Raw genomic sequence first — 15,073 nt, forward strand, 5'->3', positions numbered from 1 at the left:
GAACCAATGGGAGATGTGCAGATCCAGGAATTTCTGGATATGATTGCCCCAGCTGTGATCAAGTTTGAAACAGACCACTTTATCTGCGGCAATACCTATCGCTGTGTGTGGGCATTAAGGGAATATCCGACTGCCACAGAGGAGCAGGCGATCCTGTCCCATCTGGGAGAGAAGGATGGGGTAACACTTCGCATTTATACCCGCCATGTCACTCCGGTGGAGGAACGGAAGATCATCAGCAATGCAGCCAATAAGAATCGGATGGATCGGAGCAATACCAATGACTTACAGCAGACGGTACTGGCAGAAAGCAACCTGCAGGACGTGACGACCATTGTGGCTCAGATGCACCGCAACCGGGAACCGCTTTTGCATACAGCAGTATATCTGGAACTGTGTGCCCATGATTTAGACCAGTTAAAGCTCCTTCAGACCGAGGTACTGACGGAATTGATCCGATCCAAGTTAAATGTGGACCGTTTGATGCTTAGACAACAGCAGGGATTCCAGTGTGTCATGCCAAGCGGCTATAACCGGTTTCGTGACCAGTTTGAACGGGTGCTTCCGGCCAGCAGCGTGGCAAATTTGTATCCGTTTAATTATTCGGGAAAGACGGATCCCCAAGGGTTCTACATTGGAAGGGATAAGTTTGGAAGTAATGTTCTGGTAGATTTTAACCGCAGGGCAGATGACAAGACCAATGCCAATATCCTGATTTTAGGAAACAGCGGTCAGGGGAAGAGCTATTTATTAAAGCTTCTGTTAACCAATCTGCGGGAATCCGGGATGCATATCTGTGCGTTGGATCCGGAGATGGAGTATGAGGATCTGACCAACAACCTGGGCGGATGTTTTATTGATCTGATGAGCGGGGATTATATCATCAACCCGCTGGAGCCAAAGACCTGGGACGATGCAGGAAGCCCGGAGGATCTGGATGCTCCTCAGACTTTTCGCATCCGATCCAGACTGTCCCAGCACATCAGCTTCTTAAAAGATTTTTTCCGAAGCTATAAAGACTTTACGGACCGGGAGATCGACGTGATCGAGATCATGCTGCAGAAACTGTATGCAAGGTGGGGACTGACGGATCAGAGTGATTTTGACCGCCTGGATTCGGGGGATTACCCGATTCTGTCTGACCTGTATGCCTTCATAGAAGAGGAATACCGGGCATTTGATGCGAAGAACTATCCTCTTTATACCGCAGAGATGCTCCAGAGTATCCTGCTCGGTTTAAACTCTATGTGCGTAGGAGCAGAGAGTAAGTTCTTTAATGGGCATACCAATATCACCGATGACAGTTTTATTACCTTTGGAGTAAAAGGTCTTTTGCAGGCCAGCAGGAATTTAAAAGATGCCCTGCTCTTTAATGTGCTTTCTTTTATGAGCGATGAGCTGTTGACGCAGGGCAATACGGCAGCAAGTCTGGATGAGTTCTATCTGTTCCTCTCCAACTTAACTGCTGTGGAGTATGTCCGGAACTTTATGAAGCGTGTGCGAAAGAAAGATTCGGCAGTTATCATAGCCAGCCAGAACCTGGAAGATTTTAATCTGGATGGAGTGAAAGAATATACAAAGCCACTGTTTTCCATTCCGACCCATCAGTTCCTGTTCAATGCTGGAAGCATTGATGCCAAATTTTATACGGATACCCTGCAGCTGGAAGAAAGCGAATACAACCTGATCCGCTATCCGCAGCGGGGAGTATGCCTGTATAAATGTGGAAATGAGCGGTACAACCTGATGGTCCATGCACCGGAGCATAAGGCGAAGCTGTTCGGAAAGGCGGGAGGACGCTAAAAGGGGAGACTGTGAATGGAGTTAAAGAAGCAGAAATTTGGCATTGAGATTGAGATGACCGGCATCACCCGTGCGAAAGCGGCAGAAGTAACAGCAGGGTATTTTGGAACCAGAGTGAAATATCTGGGAACCTATTATGACACTTATGCAGCCATTGACACAGAAGGGCGTCAGTGGAAGTTTATGAGCGACAGCAGCATAACTGCACAGCAGAAATTGAATGGAAGAAAGATAAGTGCGGGAAGAGAATACCAGACGGAGATGGTAAGTCCCATCTGTTGTTATGAGGATATTGTCACGATTCAGGAGATCATCCGAAAGCTGAAAGAATACGGTGCCCTGACGAACGGAAGCTGCGGGATCCATGTGCATATCAATGCGGAACCGTTTGATGCCAGAACCCTCCGAAATATCACCAATATCATGGCATCCAAGGAAGATTTGATTTATAAAGCCCTAGGAGTGTCTGTAGCACGGCAGCACCAATGGTGCCAGCCAGTGGAACAGAGGTTTTTGGATGAGTTAAATCGGAGAAAGCCAAGAAGCATGGAAGCTGTAGAGCGAATCTGGTACAACGGAGAGAGCCGGAGGAATGCACATTATGATGATAGCCGTTATCATTGTCTGAACCTTCATTCTGTCTTTCAAAAAGGAACGGTAGAATTCCGCCTGTTCAACGGGACGCTCCATGCAGGTAAGATTAAGGCGTATATTCAATTTTGTCTGGCGATTGGTGCTCAGGCTCTTAACCAGTCCTGTGCCAGCAGAAGAAAGACACAGACCACGAATGAGAAATACACCTTCCGCACCTGGCTGCTGCGGCTGGGACTGAATGGAGAAGAATTCGCTACAGCCCGTCAACATCTGCTGGCGAATCTCCCAGGGTGCATTGCCTGGAGGGATCCGGCTCAGGCGGAAGCTCAAAAGGAACGGATGCGGCAGAAGAGAGAAAAAGAACTGGAGGAGCGGAGCCAGAGACAGGAACCTATTTCTCCAACTGGAGAACCAGAATCGGCCGGGGAGGCAGAAGAACCCCCGGCTTTTATGATGCGAATGTGACAAGGAGGATCCGTGTGAATAGAAAACCAAGACTTTATGTTGCTTATGGAAGCAATCTGAACTTGACGCAAATGGCATTTCGGTGTCCGACTGCAAAGGTAGTAGGGAAGGGCGAACTGAAGGATTATGAGCTGTTGTTTCGGGGAGGCCGCAGGGGAGCTGTGGCAACCGTAGAACCAAAAGAGGGGAGTGCTGTGCCGGTACTGATATGGGATATCCAGAAAAGAGATGAGGAATCGCTGGATCTTTATGAAGGATATCCCAATTTTTATGACAAGCAGATGATAGAAGTCGAGATGGACGGAAAGACAATATCTGCCATGGTGTATGTGATGACACCAGGACATTCATTTGGAATCCCATCGGATCACTATGCAAATGTGATCTGGGAGGGCTATGAAACGGCAGGATTTGATACACAGGTTCTGGAGGAGGTCATTGAACATGCATTTGAGATGGTGCAGAAACAGGAGAACAGCCAGGACTTTCGCCAGCAGAGCCTGTTTGGAATAAGCGGATATGGGGAAATCAAATAAAGCCCTGCAACATAAGCAGCACTTATTTTTGTGAGAGCTGGATGGATTGGATATAGGCACTGAGCAGCTGTTCTACAAGTGGCAGATACTCAGGATTTAAGCCAGAAAGCATGGCATGGATGGCAGACAGATCGTTCTGGGATTCTGTTCCAAAGAGAATATAATCAGCAGATACGCCAAGAGCATTGCAGAGCTTACTCATGGTTTCTGCAGTGAAACTGCCGGTGCCGAGTTCGATTGTGCCGAGAAAAGAACTGGCGAGATCCGCCTTTTCGGCAAGTGCTTCACGGGAATATCCCAGTGCTTCGCGGGCTTTTCGGATACGACCGCCAACTTCTACATTAAATTGTTTTTTCAAACCATCACCACCTGACATCCTTGATAGAGATAGTTTACCGCACACAATCGAATATAAACATCATGGATACAGGTTGAATAATAACCTTGATAGGATATAATGAAGGGAGGAAACCTATGGCAGTACCAGCTGCGATTCTGGCAGCGAAAGCCGCAGTGCTTACAGCGTCCAGCGAGGGAGGGCGGACGGTAGTTTTTTCTGTTGTTGCGGCACTTTTAACACCTTTTCTTTTGATTGTTACCATGCTCCTGTGTACCCTTTCTGGAACTGCAGACCATAATATTTCTGCTGTCCAGCTGTCCTTTTATGGGGGATATTTATCTTCAAAGGTGCCAGCAGAGTACCGGATGTATATCGAAAATATGCAGGACAGCTTCGGAAAACTGGACGGTGTGCTAAGTGAGAACAATGGAATGATAGAAAGCGGGGAGATAGATCCTTACCAGGTAAAAGCAATCTTTTATGCCCTGTTTTTTGGTGAGGATCAGCCCCGGATGGACGAGGAGGACTACCGGGCATTCGCAGATTGCTTTGTGACATATGAGGAGAGGGAGGATGAAGAGGGGGAAACTTATACGGTTGCAGTTCCAATCCAAAGTTTGAATACAGTTTATGAAAATCTGGCTTCAGAATTAAATCGGGAGATTTTCCTGGAAGATAAAACCAATGCACAACGGATTTATACGCTGGCGAAATATGGGGTTAGTGTGCCGGGATGGAACGGACTTCCTCCTGGACAGGCAATGGGAGATGGAAGTTTTTCTGCTCTGATGGCAGAAGCAACCCGCTATATCGGCTATCCCTATGTGTGGGGAGGAAGCTCTCCAGCAACCAGCTTTGACTGCAGCGGATACATTTGTTGGGTCTATACGCAGTCTGGGGTGTACCATCTTTCAAGGACAACAGCCCAGGGGATTTTTGACCAGTGTGCAGTAGTATCTAGAGAGGAGGCAAAGCCTGGGGATCTGGTTTTCTTTACAGGAACCTATGCATCTTCTGGGGCAGTGAGCCATGTAGGGATTTATGTTGGGGACTCAAAAATGCTGCATTGTGGTTCTCCAATTGGTTATGCCAATCTTAATTCTTCTTACTGGAGCAGCCATCTATATGCATTTGGAAGGCTGGCTGCAATCCCAGAATAAGGTATGAAGATAAAAAAGTTGGTGCGGATCTGCCAGAGAGATTTATGGATATTTGGTATCGACTTTCGGAACAGGATCGGGTATTGTGTGTGGCTGAAAGGAGGGAAGTACCTTATGAATGAGATGATGGATCAGTTGGAACAGGTGATTGAAGAGCGGGTTATGCAGCTGAAAGGAAAAATGGAAGAGGAAAAAAGTCAGACCGATCAAGCCGAAAAGGAGGAGTATATCATGCATGTGGAACGAATCCTGAATAGCCTTTCAGAGGAAGAGAGGGAGTGGCTGGATGATCAGATGATGAAAAAGCTGGATGTACCAAATCAGGAACGGCTGCGGTATTACAAGGCAGGGCTGGCAGATGCTATCGAAGTGATGCGTTACTTGAGGACTTGATTTTAGACAAGGGAGCGGCTGTGAGAGCAGCCGCTTGTTCTGGATCCAGAGAGAGGAGGATGCAAATGAGAACAACCACGTTGACGGTTAGCTTTAATACAGAAAAATTGGATGCTTTGAAATTTCATATGGAGAAACGGGATGCGGATCTGCAGGCAGAGTTAAATGATACGGTACAGAAACTGTATGAGAAATATGTTCCGCAGGCCACCCGTGAGTACATTGATGATAAAGTGGCGAGAGAGGTTTCATCTGCCAGAGATCGAACCCGGAGGGCAGAACGGTCTGCAAGACGGGTAGAAAATCTGGCAGAGACGGCAGGAGAGGCATAAGAGCGGAGAAAGAGGATGCTGTATGGTGCAGATGGAAGAAGCACATAGCCTTTTGTAAGCCCTTGTGTGCCTCCGTGTCAGGCTTTAGACAGTCAGGTGGCATTCGTGTACCCTGGTGGGGAATGAAGGCGGTGTTGGGCAAATGTGAAAGAAGGTTCTGAAAACAGTGGAATAGGCCGAGAAAATGCTGAATTCCAGAGGCTTTTGGCAGGGTCGAAATGTGTGCAGGTTAAAGGGGGTATGCTGCTTTTGGCAGCCCACCCCCGGAAAACACCGACCGGCAAAGCCGTTCGGCAAATTTGGTTTGAATACTTTTTCGAGAAAATGCCGAAAGAATGGTGCTGTATTTTTGAAAGTGGCAGGATTTGGGAGGAAACGGGAGAGATTTTGTGAATACTAGGGTTAGGAGGAAACGATGGGAAGCGAACATACGAAAGTACGTGCGGGGATTTATGTCGAAAAGGAAATCTTAAACCAGGCAGATGGTCTGTTAGAGACAGCCAATGTGCGTTCCCGGAATGAATTTGTGGAAGAGGCCCTTAAGTTTTATATAGGGTATCTTCTTGCAGGAAAGGCGGAAGATTATTTTTTACAGTCATTGTCTTCTGTTCTGATCGGGACGGTGCAGGACAGTGAGAATCGTCTGGCCCGGATGGATTTTAAGATGGCGGTAGAGCTTGCCAAGCTGTCGCAGGTGATTGCGTATACCCATGATGTAGATGAGGAATCCTTAAATAAGCTTCACGCAAAGTGTGTCAACGAAGTACAACGGATTAACGGAACAATCAAGTTTGAAGATGCCTACCGTTATCAGAAACGGGAAGTGTAGGCATTGGTAAAAAGGAGCAGAGAAGACATGGAGAAAAAAGAAATTTATGACATGGTGATTCAGGAACTGATTGAAAAAGCTCTTTCAGTCAGAAGAGAAACTTGCAGCAGTGATGAAAAGCAGTTTTATGAAACATTGAAAGAAAAATCAGAGCGGACCAGAGGCGTGTTGAAACAGTTGTCAGAAGAAGAGTATCAGATCGTAGACGATTATATGGTTACCACAAATCTGATTGCACAGAAAGAATGTGAATATCTCTATGTGCAGGGGGCGAAGGATTGTGTGGAGTTGCTGAAGAAGCTGGGAATGTTATAGAAAAGATGCAGCAGAAATTTTATAGCAAAGTTTATTGTTACTCTTCGCTATCTAGCTGATAGTCTCTTGCATAGAAAATAATTTTTATTCTTTGCGTTGTATGAGCTGATGGATTATAATATATAAAAAGTAAAGCTAAAATTTGGAGTGAGCTGATGGATTATATAATACGAGAAATGAGAAACGAAGAATATTGTTTGTTAGATGATTTCTTGTATGAAGCGATTTATATTCCAGAGGGAATTGAACCGCCACCTAAAACGGTAATAAATTGTCCAGACTTACAAGAATATATCGTTGAGTTTGGAAAGAGAAAACATGACAAGGCTTTAGTTGCAGAAATTTAAGGAAATGTTGTAGGAGCTATCTGGGTAAGAATAATGAATGACTATGGACACATTGATAGTGATACTCCATCACTTGCTATGTCTGTCTATCAAAAGTATAGAGGATTAGGTATTGGAACTTCATTATTGAAAGAACTATTACAGTTAGAAAGATTGTCTGGGTATTCAAAAATTTCCTTATCCGTTCAAAAAAGTAATTATGCAGTGAAGATATACAAGAAAGTAGGATTTACTGTTGTTGATGAAAATAGTGAGGAATATATTATGGTTGTAAATCTATAATGGAAATCCCAGTTTATTAAGTTGGAAAATCAGAATTTGGAGGAGGTACGACAGATGAGAATTGAAGCTGGAACTGAGCAAGATGTTGATAGTTGGATGAGCCTTGTAGAAAAAGTGAAAAATGCATTTCCTGGTCTTGAAACAGAAGAAGCTTTGAAGGAACATAGGAATACGGTTTTAGATTTTATAAGTAAGGATTCTGCAATATGTGCAAAAGAACAAGAAGAAATTGTTGGCGTACTATTATTTTCAAAAGAAAACAATGTGCTATGTTTCCTGGCTGTTGACCCAGAACATCGAAGAAAACATATTGCAGAAAAAATGGTGTCTTATATGCTTACAAAGATGAATCCTCAGAGTGATATATCTGTTACGACTTACAGAGAAGGAGTGCCTGAGGGAATTGCAGCCAGAGCATTCTATAAACGAATAGGTTTTTCTGAAGGTAAACTGACAGAAGAATTTGGAAGCCCTGTTCAAGAATTTGTGTTAAAACGGCAATCCTTGTCTTTGGAAAATTGAACGTGGAGTGTAAAAGATACTTTCATGACAGATAAACTTCAGCAAGAACAAAGCAAACAGCAATAGAAATCAAAAGCCGAGAAGAAAAACGGATATTTGAATTGAAACAGCAAAAGAAGAAAGAAAAACATCAGGCGTTAAGTCTCTGATGTTTTTTATACAAAGTCTAGTTGGGGGTAAATTATGGCATCAAGTGAAGGTTATTTGCAATTTATTTTGGGGCAGTTGTCTGGGCTAGATGAAATTACATATCGGGCAATGATGGGAGAGTTTATTATTTATTATTGTGGTAAGATTGTGGGCGGCATTTATGATGATAGATTGCTTGTAAAACCCACAAAGTCAGCGATTGCTTATATGTCAGATCCGGCATATGAAGTGCCTTATGAGGGAGCAAAAGAAATGCTTCTGGTAGAGGAAGTTGACAATAAAGCATTTTTGACAGGCTTATTTCACGCTATGTATGATGAACTGCCAATGCCAAAATCTAAAAAGAAAAAATAGGTGTTGCGGAGGATAAAACAATGGATAAGGTGATTTTGTATATACATGGAAAGGACGGTAGTCCGGAAGAGGCAGAATATTATAAACCGCTCTTTGGAGAATATGAAGTAATTGGTTTTGACTATGCTTCCCAAACACCATGGGAAGCAGAAGAAGAATTTCCAAGATTATTTGATGATTTATGCGGCACATGTGAATCGGTAACAGTGATTGCGAACAGCATTGGTGCATTTTTTACTATGAGTGCCTTGGTAAATAAGAAAATAGAGCGTGCATACTTTATTTCTCCAGTTGTAGATATGGAAAAGTTGATTCGGAATATGATGCAGTGGGCGAATGTGACAGAAGATGAACTGCACAAGCAGAAAGAAATCCCCACATCCTTTGGAGAAACACTTTCCTGGGAGTACCTTTGCTATGTAAAAGAACATCCCATTGTATGGGCAACTCCGACGCATATTCTGTATGGAGAAAAGGATAACCTGACATCTTATGAAACGGTAGCTGAATTTGTAGCTCAAATTAAAGCAACCCTCACAGTCATGAAAAATGGAGAGCATTGGTTCCATACAAAGGAGCAAATGGACTTTATTTCGGACTGGATCAAACAGTACATTTGACAACTTCCAGATAGGGAAGTTATTACAATGATATTCTAAAAACATGAGGAACCATGGCGTGAAACCATAGGTTCTTTTTGTTTTTTGAAACAGAGCAAACGATAGTTTGAAGGAGCAGTTTGTGTTAAAACTCTTATTTTTTACTTCCCGCTATCTGAAAGAGACACCTGTACAGATAGAAAATGGTTTTTATACTTTACGTTGTATAGGTTGGTGGAATATAATATACAAAGAAGACAAATCGATGTTTGTGGAGGTAAGGTATGTGGTATGATGGAATAGACAGAAACACTTTCATCAAACAAATTTACACAAAAGTCCCTGAATTACTGAATGTCAGAATAGATGCTATTTCATTGAAAAGAGATGGTACCGAAGTATCTGTGGTTTTTGATATGCCAGTTTATCCAGACAATCCTCCTGAAAAATGGAATGGTAACAATACTGTTTCTATTGAAATTTCTTTTTTCGTTATTTCAGAGTTCAAACTGGAGATGAAGGATAGATATATGTACGGAAATATTGACATTTTTTCACATGAAAGCAAAATAAAAATCGTTGTAGATGGATCGATATTATGCTCTTTTGTAGCCGAAGCGGCTGTTATCCAGAAAATTAGCACATACATAGATACAGAAATATAAACGGGAATTTGGAGGGAAGAAATATGCAGACGATTATTGTGTTGTTAAATCCAGGAATGATTGAAAATGCTGATTTGGATTTGAGATATCGCATACCAGACCGTATCGAAGAGGTATCAAATTCTTTGATACAAAGCAATGGATATGATTATATAGACACAGAGGACGGAGAACCTGGACCATTGATGGGTATTTGGTTGGAAACTGAAAATGCACATAGAAACTGGCATATAGTGAGGGATTTGTTTCAAAGGGAAAAATTTATAGGAAATGATTTATCTTTGTCGGCTCAGATATATATTTCCGAAAAAGATACTGACGATTTAGAAAACTGTGTGCTTGTTTTTCCTGAATAACAATTCCAGTTTGTTGGGGATTGAGCAAAGTAGAAAATCGGAAGGAAGTTAGTGAGGTGCTGTATTGTGAATGAAAGAGAAAAAATTATTCACTTGTGGTTTGAAATGTGGCTTACAAAACAGGACTTAGGTATTGATAGTATTTTTGCAGAAGATGTAATTTATACCGAAAGTTGGAGCCCCCAATATAATAATCGTCAAATCGTAAAACACTGGTTTCAGGAATGGAATACCCGTGGCAAAGTCGTTACTTGGGAAATTAAACAATTCTTCCACAAGGAAAATCAGACGATTGTGGAGTGGTATTTTAAAAATGAAATGAACAATGGGAGTGTAGAGGAATTTGATGGAATTTCTCTGGTTGAATGGACAAGGGATAATAAAATAAAATCATTGAAAGAGTTTGGTTGCAATTTGCATAATTATAATCCGTATGAACATAGTGACCAGCCCGAATTTAGGGACGAAAGAGCAAGTTGGTTCTAACATTAGGAATGAATAACTTCTCATTTATTGAAAAAACGAGGAGACAGAAAAATGCAAATTATCAGAAAGAAGGAATTTTTATGCAACTTATAGGAAGCAGAAAATTAACATGGGGAATTTGCGGTATTGGTATTTTATTAGCAATAGTAAGCGTGCTTTTTTTACCTCAGATTATTCCTGTTCACTTTACAAATGGAATAGCAGATGATTTTGGAAATAAGGTAGAGATTTTTTTGTTTCCTATTTTATTACTTATAATTACATTTTTGACAGGAAAAGAAAGCATTAAATATTTTTTGACACATTCAAAAACATTTTTGACAGATATACAGTATAATTTGATGATAGATAGTGTTCTTGGAATTGTTCTGATTGCAGAAAGTTATGTTATATATGCTTCATTTGCTTAAGAGTTTTTAAAGAAAACTCTCAATTTGTGCAACCGTAATACTTTATACCAATACTTATAAACGAAAAATAGAAGGGACCATGGCGTGAAACCATAGGTTCCTTTTGCATTTTTGAAAGAGAACAGTCAATATTTAGAGGAGCGGCTTATGGCAAAACTTATTTTTACTTCCCGCTACCTGCGTGATGCACCACCTGCACAGATGGAAAACTATGTCCGTTATATTGGAACGCGGGAAGGTGTGGAGAAGATGGATAGTAGTAAACATTATCTTCCAGCAACGATCCATCAGAAACAGCTGATCAAACAATTACTCCGGGATATTCCGGAGGCAAAGGAGATGTTGGAGTATGAAGATTACCGGAGAAAGCCAACCATTGGAACCGCTTCGGAGTTTATCTCTTGTGCGTTGGAGCGGAATCTGGATCTAATTGCAAAGCGTGAGAACTATGTGGATTATATTGCAGGCCGTCCCCGAGTAGAACGGATCGGAGAACATGGTCTGTTTACAGATGAAGGAGAACCGGTGATCCTTCGTCAGGTACAAAAAGAAGTAGCAGAGCATAAAGGTGTGGTGTGGACCCATGTGATCTCCCTGCGACGGGAGGATGCAGCCCGGTTAGGGTATGACAGTGCCGCCCAGTGGATGGCATTGCTGCGTTCTAAGCGGGCGATGCTGTGTAAGCATATGAAAATTAACAGTGCCAATTTAAGATGGTATGCCGCATTTCATAATGAGAGCCATCATCCCCATGTGCATCTGATGGTGTACTCGGCAAAAGATAGGGAGGGATATTTGTCGAAGCAGTCCATTGAGGCTATGCGTTCGGAACTGGCACATGATATTTTCCGCCAGGATTTTGCCAATATCTATGAGAAGCAGACGCAGTCCCGTGCAGACTTGAAGATGCAGTCCGCAGAGGTAATAAGGGATTGGCTAAATGAAATCCGGTCAGGGACATTCCAGAGTTCGGAAATTGAAACGAGTATTCTGGAACTTTCCAAACGGCTACAGCATACAGGAGGTAAAAAAGTTTATGGATATTTGAAACGGGATGTAAAGGATCTGGTTGATCACATTGTAGATGAGCTGGGAAAAGACAGCCGGGTGTCTGCTCTATATCAGGAATGGGACTTGTGGCAGAAGGAGATCACATTGAGCTACAAACAACAGACAGAGGAACTGCCGCCTCTGTCCAAACAACCCAAATTAAAGAGTATCAGAAACATGGTGATTGCGGAAGCGTTAAAGCTGGGCAGTTACCATATTTTATTTGAGGAAGAAGAGACGGGATTGGAAGCATCGAATGATTGGACAGAGCAGGAACCAGAACAGGTAGAAGAAATGACAGAAGAAGAGGATACCGATTCGGAACATGTAGAGGAAGAAATTCAGAGGATGTCTTTTTTCAACGGTAGAAAAGGAACGTCCGGTTCTAACTGGTGGATGGATGGATACAAGCAGGCAAGAAACTATTTGTATGGCAGTGATTCTGTGTTGCAGGATTTTGAAAAGGCATATCAGAAATTTCTTCAGGAAGCAGAACAGGGGAATGGGTTTGCCATGCAGGATCTTGGGCGAATGTTTGCAGATGGTTTAGGACGGGACACAGATATGGCTCTGGCACAGGAATGGTATGGGAAAGCTTTGAGAGCTTTTCATACAAAAGAAACATCTGTAAAGGAGAAGCAGAAACCGTATCTCCAATACCGCATTGGAAAAATGTATGCTTCAGGATTTGGAACAGAACAAAATAATGAGCAGGCAGCGTATTGGTTTTTTCAGGCATCTGAAGCAAATCATAAGTATGCCCAATATTCCTTAGCAGGACTTTACCACCGGGGACAGGGAGTGGAACAAAATGATATGCGGGCATTCTCTTTATACAGGAGTTCGGCAGAACAGGGAAATCCTTATGCCAGTCTGGAACTGGCAAAGATGTATCGGGATGGTCTTGGTACAGAGCCGGCTCCCAAACTAGCAGAGAGGGGATTTCAGGATGCGTATTCCGGTTTCGTGATGTTGGAAGAAAAGAGCCATGATGATAAACTGCAGTACCGGATTGGTCAGATGCTCCACACAGGAACGGGAACCGAAGCGGATGATAAGAGAGCAGCTGAATATTGGGAGAAGTCTGCCAAGCTTGGAAATACCAATGCCCAGTATGCACTCGGAAAACTCTGGTTGGAAACAGAAAGTGGAGACAGCAGTCTGGCAGTGGAATGGCTCACCAAAGCGGCAAATGCAGATCATTCCTCCGCTCAGTATGCATTAGGGAAATTATATCGGGATGGTGTGTATTTTGAAAAAGATATAGATCAGGCCATGAAATGGTTCCGTTCCTCAGCAGAGCTTGGAAATGCATATGCGGCATATCAGATGGGACAGCTGTTGCTTTTTGGAGAAGGAGGATCCAAGGATGTGGAAACTGCTATGAAATGGTTGAAGATGTCTTCTGAAAAAGGAAATTCCATCGCTCAGTACCGTTTAGGAATGTTGTATCTGAAAGGGGAGGAGATCCCAGTTCAAGTGGAAGAGGCAGTGAAATGGCTTCAGAAGGCAGCCGACCAGGAAAATGAATGGGCTTTGTATCAACTGGGGAAATTATATTTTTCTGGTGAACAGGTGAGCAAGGATGTGGAGACTGCAGTCCGCTACCTGAAACTGTGTGCAGAAAAAGGAAATCAATATGCCCAGTATAGTTTGGGAATGGTATATCTCAAAGGGGATGAGGTTCCGATTCAAGCGGAAGAGGCAGTGAAATGGCTACAGCAGGCAGCGGATCAAGGATATGAGTGGGCGTTTTATCAGTTGGGAAAGTTGTATCTTTGCGGCAAGGACATCCCATGTGACAGGCAAAAGGCAATGGAGTATCTCACTACATCGGCAGAACAGGGAAATATCTATGCCCAGTTTTTACTGGATCATTTGGATTCATTTCAGAATCCCTCCTTGTTTCTGGCAGCGACCAGGCTGTTGCATCAGCTGGAACGGGTATTCCAGCAAGATGTGCAGAGGTCATTAGGGGTAAGTCGGAATCCGATTGACCGAAAACGTCGGCGGAGGCTGGCAGAGAAAAAGCAGGCTCAGGGATACAAACGGGATGATCGGGAGCAGGTACAAGGCAATTATTGACAAAGGAGGAAGGTATGGGAGGATTTATTTATTTTACAGAAGAACAGAAGCAAAGGGCCAATGCGGTAGATCTGGAAGATTTTCTTTCCAGACAGGGAGAGAAATTGCTTCGTTCTGGAAGAGAAAAACGGTTGGCCAGTGATCACAGTATTACAGTAAGAGGAAACCAATGGTATGATCATGCAACAGAAAAGGGAGGCTGTTCCATTGATTTTGTGAGGATGTTTTACAATCAGAGTTTTCCGGATGCAGTTACTATGCTGTTGGGAGGGGAGCAGGGGGAAGCATATAGGGAAAGCATGGAGCAGGAACAGGAACCGAAAAAACCATTTATACTCCCAGAGGCCAATCGGACGATGCACCGGGCTTTTGCATACCTGGTAAAGACACGCTGTCTGGATCCTAAAGTCGTGTCTGTATTTGCAAGAAGACATATGATTTATGAAGACGCTAAATACCACAATGCAGTTTTTGTGGGGTTTGATGTGGATGGAATTCCACGCCATGCCCATAAGCGAGGAACCTGTCAGCGGGGGAAACCGTTTAAGGGAAATGTGGAAAGCTGCGATCCAAGATACAGTTTTCACTGGATTGGGAAAAGCGATACGGTGTATGTTTTTGAAGCTCCGATTGATATGCTGTCCTTTATTTCCATGTATCAAAAGGATTGGATGGGGCATAGCTATGTGGCACTCTGCGGGGTGGCGGAACACGCACTGGTACAGCTTCTTGAGGATGTACCACATCTTTCCAAAATCACTCTGTGTCTGGATCATGATAAAGCAGGAATCGAGGCAGGAGAGCGGATTAAAAAACGGCTGTCTGAGCGGGGATACAGAAATGTGTTCCCGCTTTTTTCTTGTCAGAAGGACTGGAATGAAGATCTCCAGGCATTACAGAAGCCGCCGCCGGAGTTCGTAGCAGAATGTCAGACAGTCACGCAGATGATGTGAGGGGAGGGAATACCAATACAGGGAATAATTATGTTTGTGTGTATTGG

19 protein-coding genes and 1 pseudogene are annotated in these 15,073 nt (G+C 43.2%); 19 read left to right on the plus strand and 1 reads right to left on the minus strand.

The features are described from left to right. Positions 1 to 6: 6 nt before the first annotated feature. Genes DWZ45_RS00695 through DWZ45_RS00705 form a run of 3 tightly spaced genes read left to right on the plus strand, consistent with a single transcriptional unit; the run spans position 7 to position 3,398 of the window. Positions 7 to 1,803, plus strand: coding sequence for a DUF87 domain-containing protein (locus DWZ45_RS00695; protein WP_118467753.1), 1,797 nt, complete (start codon positions 7 to 9; stop codon positions 1,801 to 1,803). A gap of 15 nt (positions 1,804 to 1,818) precedes the next feature. Continuing rightward, positions 1,819 to 2,862, plus strand: coding sequence for an amidoligase family protein (locus DWZ45_RS00700; RefSeq protein WP_118467117.1), 1,044 nt, complete (start codon positions 1,819 to 1,821; stop codon positions 2,860 to 2,862). Positions 2,863 to 2,876: 14 nt separating this feature from the next. Further along, a complete protein-coding gene (locus DWZ45_RS00705; protein WP_118467119.1) occupies positions 2,877 to 3,398 on the plus strand; it encodes a gamma-glutamylcyclotransferase family protein in 522 nt (173 codons plus the stop codon). A gap of 22 nt (positions 3,399 to 3,420) precedes the next feature. Here the strand turns inward: DWZ45_RS00705 and DWZ45_RS00710 are convergent, their stop codons facing one another. Beyond that, entirely contained in the window at positions 3,421 to 3,756 is a 336-nt protein-coding gene (locus DWZ45_RS00710) for a helix-turn-helix transcriptional regulator (protein WP_066545513.1), read from the minus strand. A gap of 116 nt (positions 3,757 to 3,872) precedes the next feature. Here DWZ45_RS00710 and DWZ45_RS00715 point away from each other — a divergent pair, with 116 nt between their 5' ends. From DWZ45_RS00715 to DWZ45_RS00790, 16 genes and pseudogenes are all read left to right on the plus strand, one after another. Continuing rightward, positions 3,873 to 4,898: an NlpC/P60 family protein gene (locus DWZ45_RS00715; protein ID WP_118467121.1), complete on the plus strand. Its 1,026-nt coding sequence runs from the start codon at positions 3,873 to 3,875 to the stop codon at positions 4,896 to 4,898. Between the two features lie 114 nt (positions 4,899 to 5,012). After that, positions 5,013 to 5,291, plus strand: a complete 279-nt coding sequence (locus tag DWZ45_RS00720) for a chemotaxis protein (protein WP_066545520.1) — start codon at positions 5,013 to 5,015, stop codon at positions 5,289 to 5,291. A gap of 65 nt (positions 5,292 to 5,356) precedes the next feature. Next, a complete protein-coding gene (locus DWZ45_RS00725) occupies positions 5,357 to 5,623 on the plus strand; it encodes a DUF6103 family protein (protein WP_118467123.1) in 267 nt (88 codons plus the stop codon). 144 nt (positions 5,624 to 5,767) lie between these two features. Continuing rightward, on the plus strand, positions 5,768 to 6,016 hold the full coding sequence (locus DWZ45_RS00730) for a hypothetical protein (protein ID WP_117498552.1): 249 nt from the start codon (positions 5,768 to 5,770) through the stop codon (positions 6,014 to 6,016). Positions 6,017 to 6,038: 22 nt separating this feature from the next. Beyond that, positions 6,039 to 6,452 (plus strand): hypothetical protein, encoded by a 414-nt coding sequence (locus DWZ45_RS00735; RefSeq protein ID WP_117498554.1) that lies wholly within the window; start codon positions 6,039 to 6,041, stop codon positions 6,450 to 6,452. 27 nt (positions 6,453 to 6,479) lie between these two features. Beyond that, on the plus strand, positions 6,480 to 6,767 hold the full coding sequence (locus tag DWZ45_RS00740) for a hypothetical protein (protein ID WP_118467124.1): 288 nt from the start codon (positions 6,480 to 6,482) through the stop codon (positions 6,765 to 6,767). A 155-nt stretch (positions 6,768 to 6,922) separates the two neighbouring features. After that, positions 6,923 to 7,396, plus strand: a pseudogene (locus DWZ45_RS00745) (GNAT family N-acetyltransferase). A 54-nt stretch (positions 7,397 to 7,450) separates the two neighbouring features. Next, positions 7,451 to 7,918 carry a GNAT family N-acetyltransferase gene (locus DWZ45_RS00750; protein ID WP_117498559.1) on the plus strand — a complete coding sequence of 156 codons (468 nt, stop codon included), beginning with the start codon at positions 7,451 to 7,453 and terminating at the stop codon, positions 7,916 to 7,918. A 183-nt stretch (positions 7,919 to 8,101) separates the two neighbouring features. After that, complete coding sequence (locus tag DWZ45_RS00755) at positions 8,102 to 8,422, plus strand: TfoX/Sxy family protein (protein ID WP_117498561.1); 321 nt, start codon at positions 8,102 to 8,104, stop codon at positions 8,420 to 8,422. Positions 8,423 to 8,442: 20 nt separating this feature from the next. Next, a complete protein-coding gene (locus DWZ45_RS00760; RefSeq protein ID WP_117498563.1) occupies positions 8,443 to 9,042 on the plus strand; it encodes an alpha/beta hydrolase in 600 nt (199 codons plus the stop codon). Between the two features lie 263 nt (positions 9,043 to 9,305). After that, entirely contained in the window at positions 9,306 to 9,686 is a 381-nt protein-coding gene (locus DWZ45_RS00765; RefSeq protein WP_117498565.1) for an Imm50 family immunity protein, read from the plus strand. A 23-nt stretch (positions 9,687 to 9,709) separates the two neighbouring features. Then, positions 9,710 to 10,042 (plus strand): hypothetical protein, encoded by a 333-nt coding sequence (locus tag DWZ45_RS00770; protein WP_117498567.1) that lies wholly within the window; start codon positions 9,710 to 9,712, stop codon positions 10,040 to 10,042. 66 nt (positions 10,043 to 10,108) lie between these two features. Then, a complete protein-coding gene (locus DWZ45_RS00775; RefSeq protein ID WP_117498569.1) occupies positions 10,109 to 10,528 on the plus strand; it encodes a nuclear transport factor 2 family protein in 420 nt (139 codons plus the stop codon). Continuing rightward, positions 10,519 to 10,938, plus strand: a complete 420-nt coding sequence (locus DWZ45_RS00780; RefSeq protein WP_227589615.1) for a DUF1648 domain-containing protein — start codon at positions 10,519 to 10,521, stop codon at positions 10,936 to 10,938. Before DWZ45_RS00775 ends, DWZ45_RS00780 begins: the two co-directional genes overlap by 10 nt. A 147-nt stretch (positions 10,939 to 11,085) precedes the next feature. Then, the gene (mobP3, locus tag DWZ45_RS00785; protein WP_117498570.1) at positions 11,086 to 14,073 is read left to right on the plus strand and encodes a MobP3 family relaxase; all 2,988 of its coding nucleotides are present in this window, start codon (positions 11,086 to 11,088) and stop codon (positions 14,071 to 14,073) included. Between the two features lie 14 nt (positions 14,074 to 14,087). Next, entirely contained in the window at positions 14,088 to 15,026 is a 939-nt protein-coding gene (locus tag DWZ45_RS00790) for a DUF3991 and toprim domain-containing protein (RefSeq protein WP_117498572.1), read from the plus strand. Positions 15,027 to 15,073: the final 47 nt, after the last annotated feature.

It is taken from the genome of Clostridium sp. AF32-7AC, from assembly GCF_003477925.1.
In the GTDB taxonomy this organism is placed as follows: domain Bacteria; phylum Bacillota; class Clostridia; order Lachnospirales; family Lachnospiraceae; genus Otoolea; species Otoolea fessa.